This is a genomic window from Paenarthrobacter sp. NPDC056912, assembly GCF_042786555.1.
GTDB lineage: Bacteria > Actinomycetota > Actinomycetes > Actinomycetales > Micrococcaceae > Arthrobacter.
In genome coordinates this window covers 135,822-150,211 of record NZ_JBHUCD010000004.1, presented here as the reverse complement: position 1 = coordinate 150,211, position 14,390 = coordinate 135,822, and the positions used below count along the sequence as shown (strand labels likewise).

Annotated in this window: 15 protein-coding genes; 10 read left to right on the top strand and 5 right to left on the bottom strand. The window is 63.2% G+C overall.

Annotated features, from left to right (window positions below; genetic code table 11):
• Nucleotides 1–39: 39 nt before the first annotated feature.
• Genes ACFRJ9_RS06115 through pdhA form a run of 3 tightly spaced genes read right to left on the bottom strand, consistent with a single transcriptional unit; the run spans nucleotide 40 to nucleotide 3,610 of the window.
• Nucleotides 40–1,434, bottom strand: coding sequence for a dihydrolipoamide acetyltransferase family protein (locus ACFRJ9_RS06115; protein WP_377665496.1), 1,395 nt, complete (start codon nucleotides 1,432–1,434; stop codon nucleotides 40–42).
• Nucleotides 1,431–2,441, bottom strand: a complete 1,011-nt coding sequence (locus ACFRJ9_RS06110) for an alpha-ketoacid dehydrogenase subunit beta (RefSeq protein WP_377665494.1) — start codon at nucleotides 2,439–2,441, stop codon at nucleotides 1,431–1,433. Before ACFRJ9_RS06110 ends, ACFRJ9_RS06115 begins: the two co-directional genes overlap by 4 nt.
• Nucleotides 2,441–3,610: a pyruvate dehydrogenase (acetyl-transferring) E1 component subunit alpha gene (gene pdhA / locus ACFRJ9_RS06105; protein WP_377665492.1), complete on the bottom strand. Its 1,170-nt coding sequence runs from the start codon at nucleotides 3,608–3,610 to the stop codon at nucleotides 2,441–2,443. The genes ACFRJ9_RS06110 and pdhA overlap by 1 nt, the downstream gene beginning before the upstream one ends.
• A 195-nt stretch (nucleotides 3,611–3,805) precedes the next feature.
• Between pdhA and ACFRJ9_RS06100 the strand changes: the two genes are divergently transcribed.
• The 5 genes from ACFRJ9_RS06100 (at nucleotide 3,806) to ACFRJ9_RS06080 (ending at nucleotide 7,434) form a co-directional block, all read left to right on the top strand.
• Nucleotides 3,806–4,276 (top strand): Lrp/AsnC family transcriptional regulator, encoded by a 471-nt coding sequence (locus ACFRJ9_RS06100; RefSeq protein ID WP_377665748.1) that lies wholly within the window; start codon nucleotides 3,806–3,808, stop codon nucleotides 4,274–4,276.
• Nucleotides 4,277–4,420: 144 nt separating this feature from the next.
• Nucleotides 4,421–5,134, top strand: coding sequence for a hypothetical protein (locus ACFRJ9_RS06095; RefSeq protein ID WP_377665490.1), 714 nt, complete (start codon nucleotides 4,421–4,423; stop codon nucleotides 5,132–5,134).
• A 129-nt stretch (nucleotides 5,135–5,263) separates the two neighbouring features.
• Nucleotides 5,264–5,671 carry a DUF4383 domain-containing protein gene (locus ACFRJ9_RS06090; RefSeq protein ID WP_377665488.1) on the top strand — a complete coding sequence of 136 codons (408 nt, stop codon included), beginning with the start codon at nucleotides 5,264–5,266 and terminating at the stop codon, nucleotides 5,669–5,671.
• A gap of 64 nt (nucleotides 5,672–5,735) precedes the next feature.
• On the top strand, nucleotides 5,736–6,338 hold the full coding sequence (locus tag ACFRJ9_RS06085) for a hypothetical protein (protein ID WP_377665486.1): 603 nt from the start codon (nucleotides 5,736–5,738) through the stop codon (nucleotides 6,336–6,338).
• Between the two features lie 76 nt (nucleotides 6,339–6,414).
• Entirely contained in the window at nucleotides 6,415–7,434 is a 1,020-nt protein-coding gene (locus ACFRJ9_RS06080; RefSeq protein ID WP_377665484.1) for a PHP domain-containing protein, read from the top strand.
• 64 nt (nucleotides 7,435–7,498) lie between these two features.
• Here ACFRJ9_RS06080 and ACFRJ9_RS06075 read toward each other — a convergent pair whose 3' ends face one another.
• The gene (locus ACFRJ9_RS06075; RefSeq protein WP_377665482.1) at nucleotides 7,499–9,115 is read right to left on the bottom strand and encodes a cation acetate symporter; all 1,617 of its coding nucleotides are present in this window, start codon (nucleotides 9,113–9,115) and stop codon (nucleotides 7,499–7,501) included.
• Nucleotides 9,112–9,492, bottom strand: coding sequence for a DUF485 domain-containing protein (locus tag ACFRJ9_RS06070; RefSeq protein WP_377665480.1), 381 nt, complete (start codon nucleotides 9,490–9,492; stop codon nucleotides 9,112–9,114). The genes ACFRJ9_RS06075 and ACFRJ9_RS06070 overlap by 4 nt, the downstream gene beginning before the upstream one ends.
• Nucleotides 9,493–9,861: 369 nt before the next feature.
• Between ACFRJ9_RS06070 and ACFRJ9_RS06065 the strand changes: the two genes are divergently transcribed.
• The 5 genes from ACFRJ9_RS06065 to ACFRJ9_RS06045 all read left to right on the top strand — a co-directional run bounded on the left by ACFRJ9_RS06065 (nucleotide 9,862) and on the right by ACFRJ9_RS06045 (nucleotide 14,382).
• Nucleotides 9,862–11,064, top strand: a complete 1,203-nt coding sequence (locus tag ACFRJ9_RS06065) for a sensor histidine kinase (RefSeq protein ID WP_377665478.1) — start codon at nucleotides 9,862–9,864, stop codon at nucleotides 11,062–11,064.
• Between the two features lie 22 nt (nucleotides 11,065–11,086).
• Nucleotides 11,087–11,806 carry a LytR/AlgR family response regulator transcription factor gene (locus ACFRJ9_RS06060; RefSeq protein ID WP_377665476.1) on the top strand — a complete coding sequence of 240 codons (720 nt, stop codon included), beginning with the start codon at nucleotides 11,087–11,089 and terminating at the stop codon, nucleotides 11,804–11,806.
• On the top strand, nucleotides 11,803–12,165 hold the full coding sequence (locus ACFRJ9_RS06055) for a DUF485 domain-containing protein (RefSeq protein WP_377665474.1): 363 nt from the start codon (nucleotides 11,803–11,805) through the stop codon (nucleotides 12,163–12,165). Before ACFRJ9_RS06060 ends, ACFRJ9_RS06055 begins: the two co-directional genes overlap by 4 nt.
• On the top strand, nucleotides 12,162–13,628 hold the full coding sequence (locus ACFRJ9_RS06050; RefSeq protein WP_377665472.1) for a cation acetate symporter: 1,467 nt from the start codon (nucleotides 12,162–12,164) through the stop codon (nucleotides 13,626–13,628). The genes ACFRJ9_RS06055 and ACFRJ9_RS06050 overlap by 4 nt, the downstream gene beginning before the upstream one ends.
• Before the next feature lie 61 nt (nucleotides 13,629–13,689).
• Nucleotides 13,690–14,382 carry a hypothetical protein gene (locus ACFRJ9_RS06045; protein WP_377665470.1) on the top strand — a complete coding sequence of 231 codons (693 nt, stop codon included), beginning with the start codon at nucleotides 13,690–13,692 and terminating at the stop codon, nucleotides 14,380–14,382.
• The last annotated feature ends 8 nt before the right edge of the window (nucleotides 14,383–14,390 follow it).

Here is a 14,390-nt window from a genome sequence, read left to right as displayed (position 1 = left end):
CACTCGTAAAGGGATGGGCCGGCGCAGCTTTCGGTCGCGTCAGATCATGGTCATGACCATGGCGGGATCTGCCAGGATGGCACCCAGGTCGGCCAGGAACCTCGAACCCTGTTCTCCGTCCACCAAGCGGTGGTCGAAAGACAAGCTGAGGGACATGACCTGCCGGACGGCAATCTGGTCATTGTGGACCCATGGTGCTTTCCGTACGGCGCCCAAGGCCACGATGGCTGCCTCGCCCGGATTCAGGATGGGCGTTCCGGCGTCGATCCCGAACACACCGATGTTGGTGATGGAGATGGTCCCTCCCGAGAGGTCCGACGGCGACGTTTTCCCGGACCGGGCGGTGTCCGTCAGCTCAGTCAACGCCGTGGAGAGCTCACGCAGCGACAATCGCTCAGCGTCCTTGATATTCGGGACCGTAAGGCCGCGCGGCGTTGCGGCCGCGATTCCCAGGTTCACGTAGTTGAACTGGACGATTTCCTGGTTGGCCTCATCCCAGCGGGAGTTCAGGGTGGGGTTGTTCCTGAGGGCCACCAGGACAGCCTTGGCTGCGATGGTGAGCGGGGTCAGCTTGTAGCCTTCAAAGGCCCTGCTGCCCTTGAGGCGGTTCAGCAACTCCATGGTGGCAGTGACATCGATGGTCAGGAATTCGGTCACATGCGGTGCCGTGAACGCACTCTGGACCATGGCCGCCGCCGTGAACTTTCGAACACCCTTGATGGGTGTCCGCGTCTCGCGCTCGCTCTGCCCTGCGGCAACCTCGGCGGGGGCTTCCACTGCGCCGGAGAAGTTCTGGACGTCCGCCCGGGTGATGAGTCCGCCCGGTCCGGTTCCCGAAACCAGTTGCAGGTCGATGCCTAGGTCGCGGGCAAGTTTGCGGACAGGCGGGGTCGACCGCGGACGTTCAGGGATTTCGGTCTCTGCTTGACGTGCCACGACGGGCTCGGCGATCGCAGCAGTCTCCGGCCTTGCGGACCTAACCTCCTGTACTTGGGCACGGGCACGACGGGTGGGACGGCCGGAATGTTCGACGACGGCGCCATACCCTACCAGGTTCGGCTCGCGTTTGGCGGGGGCACCCACCGCTTCAATCCCGCCAGCGGCCGGCGCACCCTTCGCAGAAGTCTCGACGGCGGACCGGTCACCAGCGGCCGGTGCGCCACCCCCGTTGGAAGAACCGGCGTCGTCCACCTCAAAGGACACGATCGGCTTGCCGACCTCCACAACAGTTCCGGGCTGCTCATGGAGAACGGCCACCACACCGGCGAACGGGGATGGCAACTCCACCACGGCCTTGGCGGTCTCAACCTCGGCGATGACCTGGTTGAGGGTGACGGTGTCCCCCACCGCGACCTTCCAGCTCAGGATTTCCGACTCGGTCAGGCCTTCGCCAAGGTCCGGCAGCCTGAATTCCTTGATCATGGTGGCGGTCATCCTTCCAGTCCACTCAACGAGTTGCGGCGGCCCAAGGCGCGGTCCACGCCATCGAGGATCCTGTCCAGATCCGGCAAGTGATGCATTTCAAGCTTCGAGTATGGATACGGCACGTCGAATCCGGTAATGCGAACGGGGGCGGACTCAAGGTAGTTGAAGCAGCGTTCGGTGATGCTGGCCGCGATTTCAGCGCCGAGGCCACCGGATTGCCCGGCTTCGTGGGTTATCACCAATCGCCCGGTCTTGCGGACGGAGGCTTCCACCACCGGGTAATCGACGGGTGCCAGGGACCGGAGGTCGATCACCTCCACGGAGATGCCTTCATCGGCGGCAGCCAGCGCGGCGTCCTTGGCGGTTTTGACCAGAGGCCCGTAGGCAACCAGCGTGACATCCGAGCCAGTGGCCACCACAGCCGCCTTATCCAGGGGCAGAGCTGCGGAGAGGTCCAATGACTCGTCCACGTCACCCTTGTCGTGATAACGGCGCTTCGGTTCGAAGTAGAGCACGGGATCGTCCGAGGCAATGGCCTGCTGGATCATCGTGTACGCGTCCTGCGGATTGGAGACAGCCACCACACGCAAGCCCGAGGTGTGTGTGAAGTACGCTTCGGGTGATTCGGAGTGGTGCTCGGGAGATCCGATGCCGCCGCCGAAAGGAACACGGATGGTGATGGGCATCTTGACGCGGCCCTGCGTGCGGTAGTGCATCTTTGCCACCTGGCTGACGATCTGGTCGAACGCCGGGTAGATGAAACCGTCGAACTGGATCTCGCACACAGGGCGGTAGCCGCGGTAGGCCAAGCCAACCGCGGTGCCGATAATGCCGGACTCGGCCAGCGGCGAATCGATCACGCGGTGCTTTCCAAAGTCCTTCTGCAGGCCGTCCGTGACGCGGAAGACGCCACCCAGGGCACCGATATCTTCGCCCATGAGGACCACTTTGGGATCGTTTTCGAGCGACTTCCGGAGTCCGGCGTTGATGGCTCGGGCAAATGTGAGCTTGGACATCAGAGTGCACCTTCCTCGACGGGCTGGTTGAAGCTGTTCAGGTAACGCGAGTAGTGATCCTTCTGGCGTTCAATCCAGGAATTGGGTGTGCTGTAGACGTGGTTGAACACGTCCAGGGGCTGCGGATCCTGCATGTCGATGCAACTGGACCGGAGCTCCGCGGCCACAGCATCCGCCTTGGCCTTAACTCGTGCTTCCACGTCCTCGGTGAGCAGGCCTTTGGCCTCCAGGAGCTTGCGCAGCCTCAGGATCGGATCCTTCGCGGCCCAGTCTTCCAGCTCGATGGGGTCGCGGTACCGGGTCGGGTCATCGGCAGTGGTGTGCGGACCCATGCGGTACGTGACGGCCTCGATGAAGGTAGGTCCACCACCCGTGCGTGCCCTGTCCAGCGCTGCACGTGTAGCCGCCATGACAGCCAGGACGTCGTTGCCGTCCACCCGCATGCTCGGGATGCCGAACCCGGTGGGCCTGTCAGCCAACTGGACGTGCGACTGGATACGGACAGGCTCGGAGATGGCCCAATGGTTGTTCTGGCAGAAGAACACCACGGGCGCCTTGTAACTGGCAGCGAACACCATGGCCTCGTTCACGTCGCCTTCACTGGTGGCACCGTCGCCGAAGTACGCAAGGACCGCGGTGTTGGCGCCGTCCAACTGGACCCCCATGGCGTAGCCCGTGGCGTGCAGGCTTTGTGAACCGATAATGATCTGGGGCGTTGCCAGATTGATGCGCTGCGGGTCCCACCCATAGGACGCATTGCCGCGCCACACCCGGGCGATCTCGGAAAGGTGCGCGCCGCGTACATAGGCAACCCCGCTTTCGCGGTAGCTGGGGAAGGCGAAGTCGTCGTCCCGCAGCGAGCGGCTCGAGCCGATCTGGGCTGCTTCCTGGCCAAGAAGCGGTGGCCACAGCGCCAGTTCACCTTGGCGTTGGAGTGCCGTGGCCTCGGTGTCGATACGGCGGATGACGGTCATGTCCTCATAGAGGGAGCACAATTGCTCATCGCCGATGTCCTTAACCCAGACATCGAATTCGGGATGGCTGATGCGGTCGCCTTCCGGCGACACCAACTGGAGCAGATTGCCGCCAGTCCGCAGGGGATTTTGTGCACTTTGTCCTGGGCCGGGAGTGTCTTGAAGCACTCCCTTGCCCGCCTGATCCGTCAACACAGGTGATCGCAACCTTCCGGCTCGTGTTCGTCGGCGCTGGCTGGACTTTTGATCCTGCCGCAGACCGGCCCTCCGGCACCTTCGCCGAAGTTAACTGTGACCCTACTCACAAGACGCATCGGGTACAACTACCCCGAAGGAAGTTGAGCATTATGCCCTGTTTCGACCATCGCCACCGTGCTAATCTTGCGCATTATGCAACCTTTGGATGGCACTGACACCCGGCTTCTTTCCGCGATGGCCCAGGACCCCCGCGGCACGGTGGTTGCCCTCGCCCAAAAGCTTGGCCTGTCCCGGAACACCGTCCAGGCGCGCGTGGCCCAACTCGAAAAGAAGCACGCATTCCTGTCCTTCGAGAGGCGTATCAATCCGGTTGCCTTGGGCTACCCGCTCACAGCTTTCATCACAGTCCACGTGCAGCAACAGAAGCTTGCCTCCCTGGCCCGGGACCTGGCCGACATTCCGGAGATCCTGGAAGGTTTTGGGCTCACAGGATCGGCGGACCTCCTCCTGCGTGTAGTGGCCCTGGACGCTGAAGACCTTTACCGCATCAATGGCAAGATCCTCGCCTGCGATGGAGTTGATCGCACGGACACCGCACTGGCCATGCGAGAAATGATCCCCTATCGCGTACAACCGCTGCTGGGCAGGAGATCAGAGGCGTAAAGGCGCCATCCGGAGCAGCTGCCGGTGCGCCTATTGCCCGCGGAACGGCAGATGCGATTTGATTCAAGTGGACGCATTGGGGGCCGGCCAGCGGTTCCCGACCAGGTGGCGGCGCCGGCAAAGGCCGCCGAAAGGGGCACTATCGTGAGCAACCCGCAAGAACCCACCCAGCCCGAACAAAACCAGCCGGGGCAGAACCCGCCACCAGTGCCGCCCGGTCCCGGGTACCCGCCGCAGCCCGCCGCGAGTCCGCAATGGCAACAGCCGCCGTCGCCCGCTGCTCCCCCAGGCGAACCGCAGTATGCACCTCCGGGCAACCCATATCCGCAGGTCGGCAACCCTTATCCGCAAGCCCAAAACCCCTACCCGCCCGGCCAGTATCCGCCGGGCCAGTACCCGCCAGGCCAGTACGGCCAGCAGGTTCCGCCACCGGCGAAAAGCAGGAAAGTTCTCTGGATTGTCCTCAGCATTGTTGCGGGCGTGATTGTGTTGGCAGTGGTTGGGGTCCTGCTCCTCGTCAACCTAGTGGGCAACGCGACGTCCAAGGCGAGGTCGCTGGCAGACGAATTCACCACCCTGGTGGTGTCAGGCCAGACGGAGCAGGCCTACGACAACTACCTGAACCAGGCGCTGAAGGACGAGTTGGACAAGCAGTCCTTCGTCGATGGCATTGCCAGCCTCCAGTTGGATGGCTCCTGCAAGCCGAACTACACCTCCGTGAGCGTGAATTCGGAGAACGGCAACAACAAAGCCGACATTGCCGGAAAGCTGCAATGCGACGGCAAGACCATCGACCTCAAGTACGTCTTCGAGGGCGGCAACGACCTCAAAATGAGCAGTATCCGCCTCCGTCCGTAGCGACGGAAAAAAATAACCCGGCTTCCACCCATCCACCACGACGCATGGTCCGAATCACTGCTTGAGAGCCCCACCCGGGGCTCAGCAGGACGGCCGGAAATTCCGGCCATCACCGGAAGGTTCTGACCAATGCGTACTTCGCCCAATCGCTTGATCGCCACCATCTTCGGAGCCGTTTACCTCTTGGTAGGCGTCCTCGGATTCTTCGTCACCTCGGGAATCGGCTTCTTCGCCACCCAAGGTGCAACGCTGATCATTTTTGATGTGAACCCGCTTCACAACGTGATCCACTTGGCCATCGGCGCTGCCCTGCTGTACGCCGGACTCAACGGCGTCACGCTGTCCAAGTCCGTCAACACCGCCGTGGGTGGCGTCTACCTCCTGGTGGGTATCCTCGGCCTGTTCCTCGTAGGAACCTCGCTGAACATCATCGCCCTTAACGGCGCAGACAATGTGCTGCACCTTGCCAGCGCCGTTGTCCTGCTGGGTGTCGCCCTCTCCCAGGACAAGGCAACTGTCGCTTCCGCCCGAGCCTGATCCCTGCACTGACCCGAGTTACAGACACTGATCACGGTTACTGAGCGAGAGGCCGGCAAGAGCCATGGAGACCAAGAACCACCCGACGTTGAGCGCGGCAACCGTGTTGTTCGTCTATTTCGCTGCCACGGCAGCCGGGATGGTTGAGCTTTCCCTTGCCGCCGGCTACCTCACCGGTGCCTCGTCAGTGACACCTGCCATGGTGGTTGCCGGTGTGGCTACCCTCGCAGCCGGCCTTGCCTTCCTGGCTTGGTCGCTGTGGGGGCTGCACCGCAACTCCCTCGTCTTTCCTCGATATGCCATTCCCGTCTTGGCTGCGGCGGCCGCAACGCACGTCGCAGTCCTTGCCGTGGGTTTGACTGCAACACCGCGCTCACTCGATGTGAGCCATCTTGCCGCTGTAGGCCTGACGCTCATGGCACTTGCCGGAGCAGGCTGGCTACGGCGGCAGCACAAGACCAACGGCGGCGGCGCCCACGGCCAGCCAAGGACCGGGCGGCTTCTGGCAGCCGCGTTCGGAGCCGCCGTCGTTGTTGCTTCAGTGGCAACGCCGGGCCTGGCCGCGTCCATGGCGGGCCAGCACGCTGTCCCACATGGCGAGCACGGCCAGGCACCGGACCCGTCCCAGGGCACGAATCCCGCCCTGACTCCAAGCCACCACCACTAGGTGAGTTGGCCAGGACCGGCACACCGTTGACTCTGCCCTCTGTTGGTGGTGTGTCCGGTTCGTGGATCATGGAGCCATGGATCCCATTGAGGCGCTCGACGAAATCTCCTTCTGGCTGGAACGCAGCCAGGCCCCCTCTTTCAAGGTCCAAGCCTTTCGTAAGGCTGCCGACGTCGTACGGCAACTGCCGCCCGAAGAGTTGGCGAGGCTTGTCCTCGCCGGACGGGTTACAAGCCTCAAGGGCGTCGGCAACCGCAGTGCCGAAGTCATCACCCAGGCCATGGAAGACCGGGTCCCTGGCTATCTGGCAGATCTCCGTGAACGCGGCACCGAAGCCCTGACCGCTGGCGGGCACAGCCTCCGGTCAGCGTTGCGGGGCGACCTGCACAGCCACAGCAACTGGTCCGACGGCGGTTCCCCCATCGAAGCCATGGTGGCAGCAGCCAGGACCCTCGGCCGCGACTACCTCGCCCTCACCGACCACTCCCCCAATTTGACTATCGCCAACGGCCTCAGCGTCGAGCGACTGGAGAAGCAGCTCGGTGTAGTGGAAGGCATCAACTCCTCCCAGGATGGATTCAAGCTGCTCAAGGGCATCGAAGTGGACATTCTTGAGGACGGAACACTGGACCAGACATCGGACATGCTGGACAAGTTGGATGTAGTGGTAGCCAGCGTCCATTCCAAGCTTCGCGCCGACAAAAAGACCATGACCGCCAGGATGCTAGGTGGCATCCGGGACCCTCACACCAACGTCCTGGGGCATTGCACCGGCCGCCTCGTCCAGGGATCGCGGGGCACCCGGCCTGAGTCCGAATTCGACGCCGCCAAGGTTTTCGAAGAGTGCGCCGGGTGGGGTGTCGCCGTCGAAATCAACTCCCGGCCCGAACGGCAGGACCCTCCGGACAACCTCATCAAAGTGGCCCTCGATGCTGGCTGCCTGTTCAGCATCGACAGTGACGCCCACGCCCCCGGGCAACTCGATTTCCTGCAATACGGCGCCGAACGCGCCGAAGCCCTCGGAGTTCCGAAGGAACGGATTGTCACCACGTGGCCACTGGAACAACTGCAGGAGTGGCTCAGCTTGAAGAAGTGACAGCCGCCTGCACAAAGAGGCTCCTCCTTGTTCGTGCAAAAGGAGGAGCCTCTTTGTTGCGGATCTAGTGATCCACAGCTTTCTCGGCACCGATACCTGTCAGGGAGCGTACCTCCATCTCCGCCTGCTTGGCCGGATCTTCACGCCGCTTGTCCAGCACCGTTCCGAGCCAGCCCAGGAAGAAGGCCAACGGGATGGACACAATGCCCGGGTTGCTCAGCGGGAAGAATGCGAAGTTGGCGCCGGGAATCATGGATGTCTTGGCACCCGACACCACCGGCGAGAACGTGATCAGCAGGATGGCCGCTGCCAGGCCACCGTACATGCTCCACACAGCGCCTTGCGTGGTGAATTTCTTCCAGAACAGGGAGTACACAATGGTGGGCAGGTTCGCGGATGCTGCCACAGCGAAGGCAAGCGCCACCAGGAAGGCCACGTTCTGGCCGTTGGCGAAGATGCCACCGAGGATGGCAAGGACACCGATCACCACGACGGTGCGCCGTGCGACCTTCACCTCAGTGGTTGCGTCCGCCTTGCCCTTGGAGATGACGTTCGCGTAGATGTCGTGGGCGAAGGATGCCGCCGCCGTGATGGTCAGGCCGGCCACCACCGCCAAGATGGTGGCGAAGGCGACCGCTGAAATGAAGCCAAGAAGCAGCGGACCGCCAAGGTGGAAGGCCAGCAAGGGGGCTGCCGAGTTGACTCCGCCGGGTGCGGATTTGATGGTTTCCGCACCCACCAGGGCGGCCGCGCCGTACCCCAGCACCAAGGTGAAGAGGTAGAACAAGCCGATCAGCCAGATCGCCCAGACCACCGACTTGCGTGCTTCCTTGGCGGTGGGAACCGTGTAGAAGCGCATCAGCACGTGCGGCAGGGCTGCTGTTCCGAGGACCAGGGCCAGGCCGAGCGACATGAAGTCGAGCTTGGACGTTTCAGTCTTGCCGTACTGCAGGCCTGGGTTGAGGACAGCCGGGTTGTTGGCGGCCTCAGCTGCGGACCCCAGGAGGCTGGACAGGTTGAAACCATAGATCGCAAGCACCATAGCCGTCATGACCGCGGCGCCGGCGATCAGCAGGATGGCTTTGATGATCTGGACCCAGGTAGTGCCTTTCATGCCGCCGATGAGCACGTACATGATCATCAAGGCGCCGACGACGATGATCACCAAAGCTTGTCCGCCCCAGTCGCTGATGCCCAGCAGGAGCGAAATCAGGCTGCCAGCTCCTGCCATTTGGGCCAGGAGGTAGAAGAAACAGACAGCGAGCGTGGATAGCGCCGCGGCGATACGGACGGGCCGTTGCCGCAGCCGGAAGGACAGGACGTCGGCCATGGTGAATTTGCCGGTGTTCCGCAGCAATTCGGCCACTAGGAGCAGTGCCACAAGCCAGGCAACCAGGAAACCGATCGAGTAGAGGAACCCGTCATACCCGTTGATGGCAATGGCGCCCGTAATGCCCAGGAACGACGCCGCGGAGAGGTAGTCGCCGGCGATGGCCGTGCCGTTTTGTGATCCGGTGAAGGACCGTCCGGCGGCGTAGTAGTCGGCTGCGGTCTTGTTGTTACGGCTGGCACGGAAGACGATCACCATGGTGACCGCGACGAACAAGGCGAAGATGCCCATATTGAGGAGCGTGGTGTCTTTCAGGGCAGCAACGTTGACTGCCGGGACCATGGTGTTCATTTTCCTGCCCCGCTGATCACATTGCCGTCCTTATCGAATTCGTGGCCCTCGATTTCGTGGCGGATTTCCGCCGCGATCGGGTCCAGTTTCCTGTTGGAGTAGCTCACGTACCACGCCGTGATGCCGAAGGTGGTGACGAACTGGAGCAGGCCGAGGATCAGGCCGACGTTGATGTTGCCCCAGACCTTGATGGACATGAAGTCGACCGCATAGGCGGCCAAGAGAACGTAAGCGAAATACCAGAGCAGGAACGCTACTGCCATCGGGAAGACGAAGCTGCGGTGCCGCTTTCGCAGTGTCTTGAACCGTTCCGTCTGCTGGACTTCCTGGAAGTCCACGGACGCCGCTGCGTCCTGGGGTTGGGCCTCATTACCCATGGTTCCTCCTGATTGGGATGTGTCCACATCAGCTCCACACGCCTTGCCAATGTGACTGCAATCACTATCGAACGCCGTCCTGCGCCTGTTCCAGAGGTTGGCCCGCTGCCGTCGCTCAACGGTCGCGGCCCTGCGCCAAACGGCATGTGAGAGAGCATCCCGGAGACCCCGGCGGGACATGAGAGAGCATCCCAGGAAACCCGACGGGACATGAGAGAGCGTTCGAACCACCCCTCCCGGCAGACCCTCACTCACATCCCACCCCCTCCCGGCAGACCCTCACTCACATCCCACCCCTCCCGGCAGACCCTCACTCACATCCCACCCCTCCCGGCAAAGGAGGTCGCGCATATTGGCTACGCTGGGCTTATGCCCGACTCCCCGCTCTTCACAGCAGCCGCGATTGCCGTGATCGTGCTCGCCGTCGCCGTCGTCGTGGGTGTTGGCCTGAAGGTGATCCGCTCCTTCCGTGACCTTGGAACGGACGCCGAGCGTGCAACCTACAACACGCTGCACGCCGCGTCGCGGGCCGGTCAGCATCTTCGCGGCGGTCTGCAACCAGCAGGGGCAGCCAAGGCCAGCAAACAGCTCCGGACCCTCCTGGGCTGTGACGCCCTGGCCATCACGGATACCGACTCTGTCCTTGCCTGGGACGGCGTCGCAGAGGACTTGCGGCCGCATCTGATGCGTCTGGCGGCCGAAGTCTTGGCCACGGGCCGAACCGCCGTCGTACCGCACGCCGGGCACCCCCACACCGGCAAATACGACCACGGCAACCACGGCTTCAGCGCCGTTATCGCCCCCATCCGGGCCGGGTCCAGGGTGGTGGGCTCGGTGGCCGCCTTGGCCCCGGCTGCCGGGGCCGGACTGGTGCGGGCCACCAGCGAGGTAGCTGACTGGATCGCCGCCCAGCTTGAGCTGGCAGAACTTGAAGCTTCGCGGACGCTGCTGATGGAAGCCGAAGTCCGGGCGTTGCGTGCCCAGATCAGCCCTCACTTCATCTACAACTCCTTGAACGCGATCGCCTCGTTCATCAATACGGATCCGGCGCGGGCAAGGGAGCTAGTGGTGGAGTTCGCCGACTTCACCCGATACTCGTTCCGCCGGCATGGAGACTTCACCACGGTGGCCGAGGAACTGCGTTGCATCGACCGTTACCTCCTATTGGAGCGGGCCCGGTTTGGTGAGCGCGTCCAGGTTAGCCTGCGGATCGCCCCCGAGGTCTTGAGCACAGTCATTCCCTTCCTCAGCCTTCAACCGCTCGTGGAAAATGCCGTGCGGCACGGCCTGGAAGCCAAGGAAGGCCCGGGCCATATCACCATTTGCGCGAACGATTCCGGAGCGTTCGCCGAAGTGACCATCGAGGACGACGGCGTGGGCATGGACCCGGACCACCTGCGGTCGGTGCTGGCCGGGCACACAGACGGCGACCATGTGGGACTGCGCAATGTGGACGCCCGCTTGAGGCAGGTCTATGGGGACGACCACGGACTTGTCATCGACACAGCCCCCGGCGAGGGAACGTTGATCACCATGCGGGTGCCAAAGTCGCAGCCCGGCCACGATGCCTGAGCCGCGGGGCTAATCTTTAGTCATGATCAATGTGCTCGTCGCTGATGACGAACTTCCCGCCGTGGAGGAGTTGGCCTTCCTGCTCGGGCGGGACGACAGGATTGGTGCCATCCACCGTGCGTCTTCGGGAGCCGAGGCACTGCGGGCGTTGGAAACGGAATCCATTGACGCTGTCTTCCTTGACATCCACATGCCGGCGCTGTCGGGCCTGGACATCGCCCGTGCCATTGCCCGCACCAGCAGCCCGCCCGCCGTCGTTTTCGTCACCGCGGATGAAGATTGCGCGCTGGAAGCCTTCGACCTTGCCGCCGTGGACTACTTGTTGAAGCCCCTTCGGGCGGAACGCCTGGCCCGTTCGGTGGACCGCATCAGCGATCTCATCAAGGACGGAACTCCCGCTCCGGAGATGATCACGGTAGATCTGGGCAGCACCACCCGCATGATCCGCCGCGATGATGTCAGCTATGTGCAGGCCCAAGGTGACTATGCCAGGCTGCACACTGCCGAGGCCAGCTACCTTATCCGGGTACCCCTCAACGACCTCGAACAAAAGTGGGCGGAGGCCGGGTTCATCCGGATCCATCGCTCGTATCTGATCGCGCTGAACCATGTGGAACACCTCAAACTTTCCGCGACCGGCCCGAGCGTCACAGTGGCGGACGCTGAATTGCCCATCAGCCGACGGCACCTGCCCTCGGTCAGGGACAAGCTTCAGTCCACCCGCATCCGGCCGCAGGGATGACTCGCGTCCGCGTCACTGCACCGCGCCAATCAGCCACCGCCACGCCAGGGCGGCCGCCCTACGCGCGTGAGGTCGCTGAGGATTCCGACGCCGGACAGGTCTTCATCCGTTCCCTCATCCGCTCCCAGTTGCGGCTCGCCGTAGTGGTTGCCTGCGGTTTCCTGGTGATCCTTGGCGCCTTCGCGCTGCTGCTGGTCTTCGGGCCAGGGGTTGCGGATACCCGCGTGCTGGGCATACCGCTCGCCTGGCTCCTGCTCGGCGTCGGAGTCTATCCGGTGATCGGCCTTAGTGCATGGCTCTACAATCGTGCGGCGGCCCGCAACGAGGCCCGATACCGGGACCTTGTGGAGGACAAATGAACCCTGCGGTTGCTTTGGTTGCCTTCCTCGCCGTTTCACTTGCGACGGCGGCAATCGGCTTCTACGGTCTGCGCATCTCGCGTACAACGGGCGACTTCTACGTTGCCTCCCGGACCGTCCCGCCCTGGTGGAATGCCTCGGCGATCGGTGGTGAGTACCTGTCCGCGGCGAGCTTCCTCGGCGTCGCCGGGCTGATCCTGCTTTCAGGAACGGATGCGCTCTGGTTCCCGGTGGGCTACACCGCCGGTTACCTGATGCTTTTGCTTTTCGTGGCCGCTCCGCTGCGACGTTCCGGCGCCTACACCATCCCCGATTTCACTGAAGCCCGGCTGGATTCCGCGGCGGTCCGCCGCGTCACGAGCCTGGTAGTGGTAGCCGTGGGCTGGTTGTACATTGTTCCGCAACTCCATGGCGCCGCCCTGACCATCCGGATTACCACCGGCTTGCCGTCCTGGGTGGGGTCCACTGCCGTTGTGGTGGTGGTGTGCCTGACGGTCGTGGCAGGTGGCATGCGATCGATTACCTTCGTCCAGGCTTTCCAATATTGGCTGAAGTTGACCGCACTGGCAGTGCCAGTGGTATTCGTGCTGTTGGTGCTCGCCGGAAACGGGGTGCAACCGGAGGCCTCTCTCCCGGTAAACCCGACCAATCAACCGGCCGCCGGCGCCTATCAGCACATTTCGTTGTTGGTGGCGTTGCTCTTTGGAACGTTGGGCCTGCCGCACGTACTGGTGCGCTTTTACACCAACCCGGACGGGCAGTCCGCCCGCAGGACCACCCTGATCGTGCTGGGGTTGCTGTCTGTTTTCTATCTGTTTCCAACGATCTCCGGCGCGGTGGGGAGGATGTTCGCCCCCGAACTCGCGCAGGCAGGTCAAGCCGATGCCTTGGTCCTGCTGCTGCCCGGCAAGCTGGTGGGCGGCGCGGCCGGGGACATGTTGTCCGCGCTTGTCGTGGCCGGCGCCTTCGCCGCGTTCCTGTCCACCACGTCCGGGCTGGTGGTGTCGTTGTCCGGGGTCATCAGCCAGGACCTCTTCGGCGGTAGCGTCAAAGGTTTCCGTGTCGCAGCGCTGCTGGCCGCCGTCGTGCCTTTGGGTTTTGCCTTCATGACCGACACCCTGGCTTTGGCTGGAAGTGTCGGCCTCGTGTTTGCCTTCACGGCCTCCACCATCTGCCCGGTCCTGCTTTTGGGGATCTGGTGGCGGGGATTGACCGACGCCGGTGCCATAGCCGGCATGCTGACCGGCGCCCTGTTGTGCGGCGGCGCCATGGTGGCTGGGACCGTCATGAGTCCGGCCGGCGCGCCGGCTTGGCTTGCGCAGCCGGCGGCCTGGACTGTCCCCGCGGCGTTTGCTGTGACGGCTGTCGTGTCCCTGGCAACGAAGAACCGTGTGCCGGAGTCGGTGAGCCGGGTGATGTCGCGCCTGCATGTGCCGGAGCGGCCGGTGGTAACAGAGAGATAGCCACTGATGCTCCAAGGGGCGGCCTGTTGTCCGCGTATCCTCCAAGGTGGACAATGACGCCATGTCCGAGGAACCGGGAGATGCCACCCCCGAACCGCCAGCCGCCCAACCGGCAGTATCGCCGGGCATCAGGGCCCAGTTCCTGGCGACCGAGCACTGGAGCCTGCTCGCTTCAAGGAGCACCACTCAAAGCGAGGTTCTCACCCGCATCAGCATGTTCCTGACGTTCACTTCAGCAAGCCTGCTCAGCGTCGCGCTCGTCGGTCAGGCGACACAGTTCTCCGAGGCATTCCGGGCCTTCGCGCTGACCATCCTCAGCATCGACGTCGTGGTCGGTTTGCTCACGCAGATACGCGTCATGAGCGTAGGTATGGAGGACCTGATGTATGTCGTAGCCATGAACCGGCTGCGCGCGGCCTACGTGGACCTGGATCCCGGCATGGCGCGATACCTCATGGCCGGTTATAGCGACGACGAGGAAGGTGCCAAGCGGACCTACTACTTCTTCGGGGGCAGAAGGGACTTCAGCCAAGTAGCCGGCAGCAGCATGGTGTTCATGGTGACTGCGAACTCTGCCCTGATTGCGCTGCTGGTTGGCTCAGCCATGGTGGCCGCCGGTCTTCCGGTGCCGTTGGGCGTAGCCGTGGCCGTAGCGGCCGCATTGACGTTCTTTGGCATATCAATGGCCCGCGGAGGGCGCCGCTACTTCGCGGTGTGGAAGAACTACAAAGCTATCTTCCCCACCGAAGTCTGACGGATCTG

What these genes read in the sequence shown, in the direction of transcription:
- ACFRJ9_RS06115 (WP_377665496.1), bottom strand. Translation starts at nt 1,434, where the DNA reads ATGACCGCCACCATGATCAAGGAATTCAGGCTGCCGGACCTTGGCGAA.
- ACFRJ9_RS06110 (WP_377665494.1), bottom strand. Translation starts at nt 2,441, where the DNA reads ATGTCCAAGCTCACATTTGCCCGAGCCATCAACGCCGGACTCCGGAAG.
- ACFRJ9_RS06100 (WP_377665748.1), top strand. Translation starts at nt 3,806, where the DNA reads ATGCAACCTTTGGATGGCACTGACACCCGGCTTCTTTCCGCGATGGCC.
- ACFRJ9_RS06090 (WP_377665488.1), top strand. Translation starts at nt 5,264, where the DNA reads ATGCGTACTTCGCCCAATCGCTTGATCGCCACCATCTTCGGAGCCGTT.
- ACFRJ9_RS06085 (WP_377665486.1), top strand. Translation starts at nt 5,736, where the DNA reads ATGGAGACCAAGAACCACCCGACGTTGAGCGCGGCAACCGTGTTGTTC.
- ACFRJ9_RS06080 (WP_377665484.1), top strand. Translation starts at nt 6,415, where the DNA reads ATGGATCCCATTGAGGCGCTCGACGAAATCTCCTTCTGGCTGGAACGC.
- ACFRJ9_RS06075 (WP_377665482.1), bottom strand. Translation starts at nt 9,115, where the DNA reads ATGAACACCATGGTCCCGGCAGTCAACGTTGCTGCCCTGAAAGACACC.
- ACFRJ9_RS06070 (WP_377665480.1), bottom strand. Translation starts at nt 9,492, where the DNA reads ATGGGTAATGAGGCCCAACCCCAGGACGCAGCGGCGTCCGTGGACTTC.
- ACFRJ9_RS06065 (WP_377665478.1), top strand. Translation starts at nt 9,862, where the DNA reads ATGCCCGACTCCCCGCTCTTCACAGCAGCCGCGATTGCCGTGATCGTG.
- ACFRJ9_RS06060 (WP_377665476.1), top strand. Translation starts at nt 11,087, where the DNA reads ATGATCAATGTGCTCGTCGCTGATGACGAACTTCCCGCCGTGGAGGAG.
- ACFRJ9_RS06055 (WP_377665474.1), top strand. Translation starts at nt 11,803, where the DNA reads ATGACTCGCGTCCGCGTCACTGCACCGCGCCAATCAGCCACCGCCACG.
- ACFRJ9_RS06050 (WP_377665472.1), top strand. Translation starts at nt 12,162, where the DNA reads ATGAACCCTGCGGTTGCTTTGGTTGCCTTCCTCGCCGTTTCACTTGCG.
- ACFRJ9_RS06045 (WP_377665470.1), top strand. Translation starts at nt 13,690, where the DNA reads ATGTCCGAGGAACCGGGAGATGCCACCCCCGAACCGCCAGCCGCCCAA.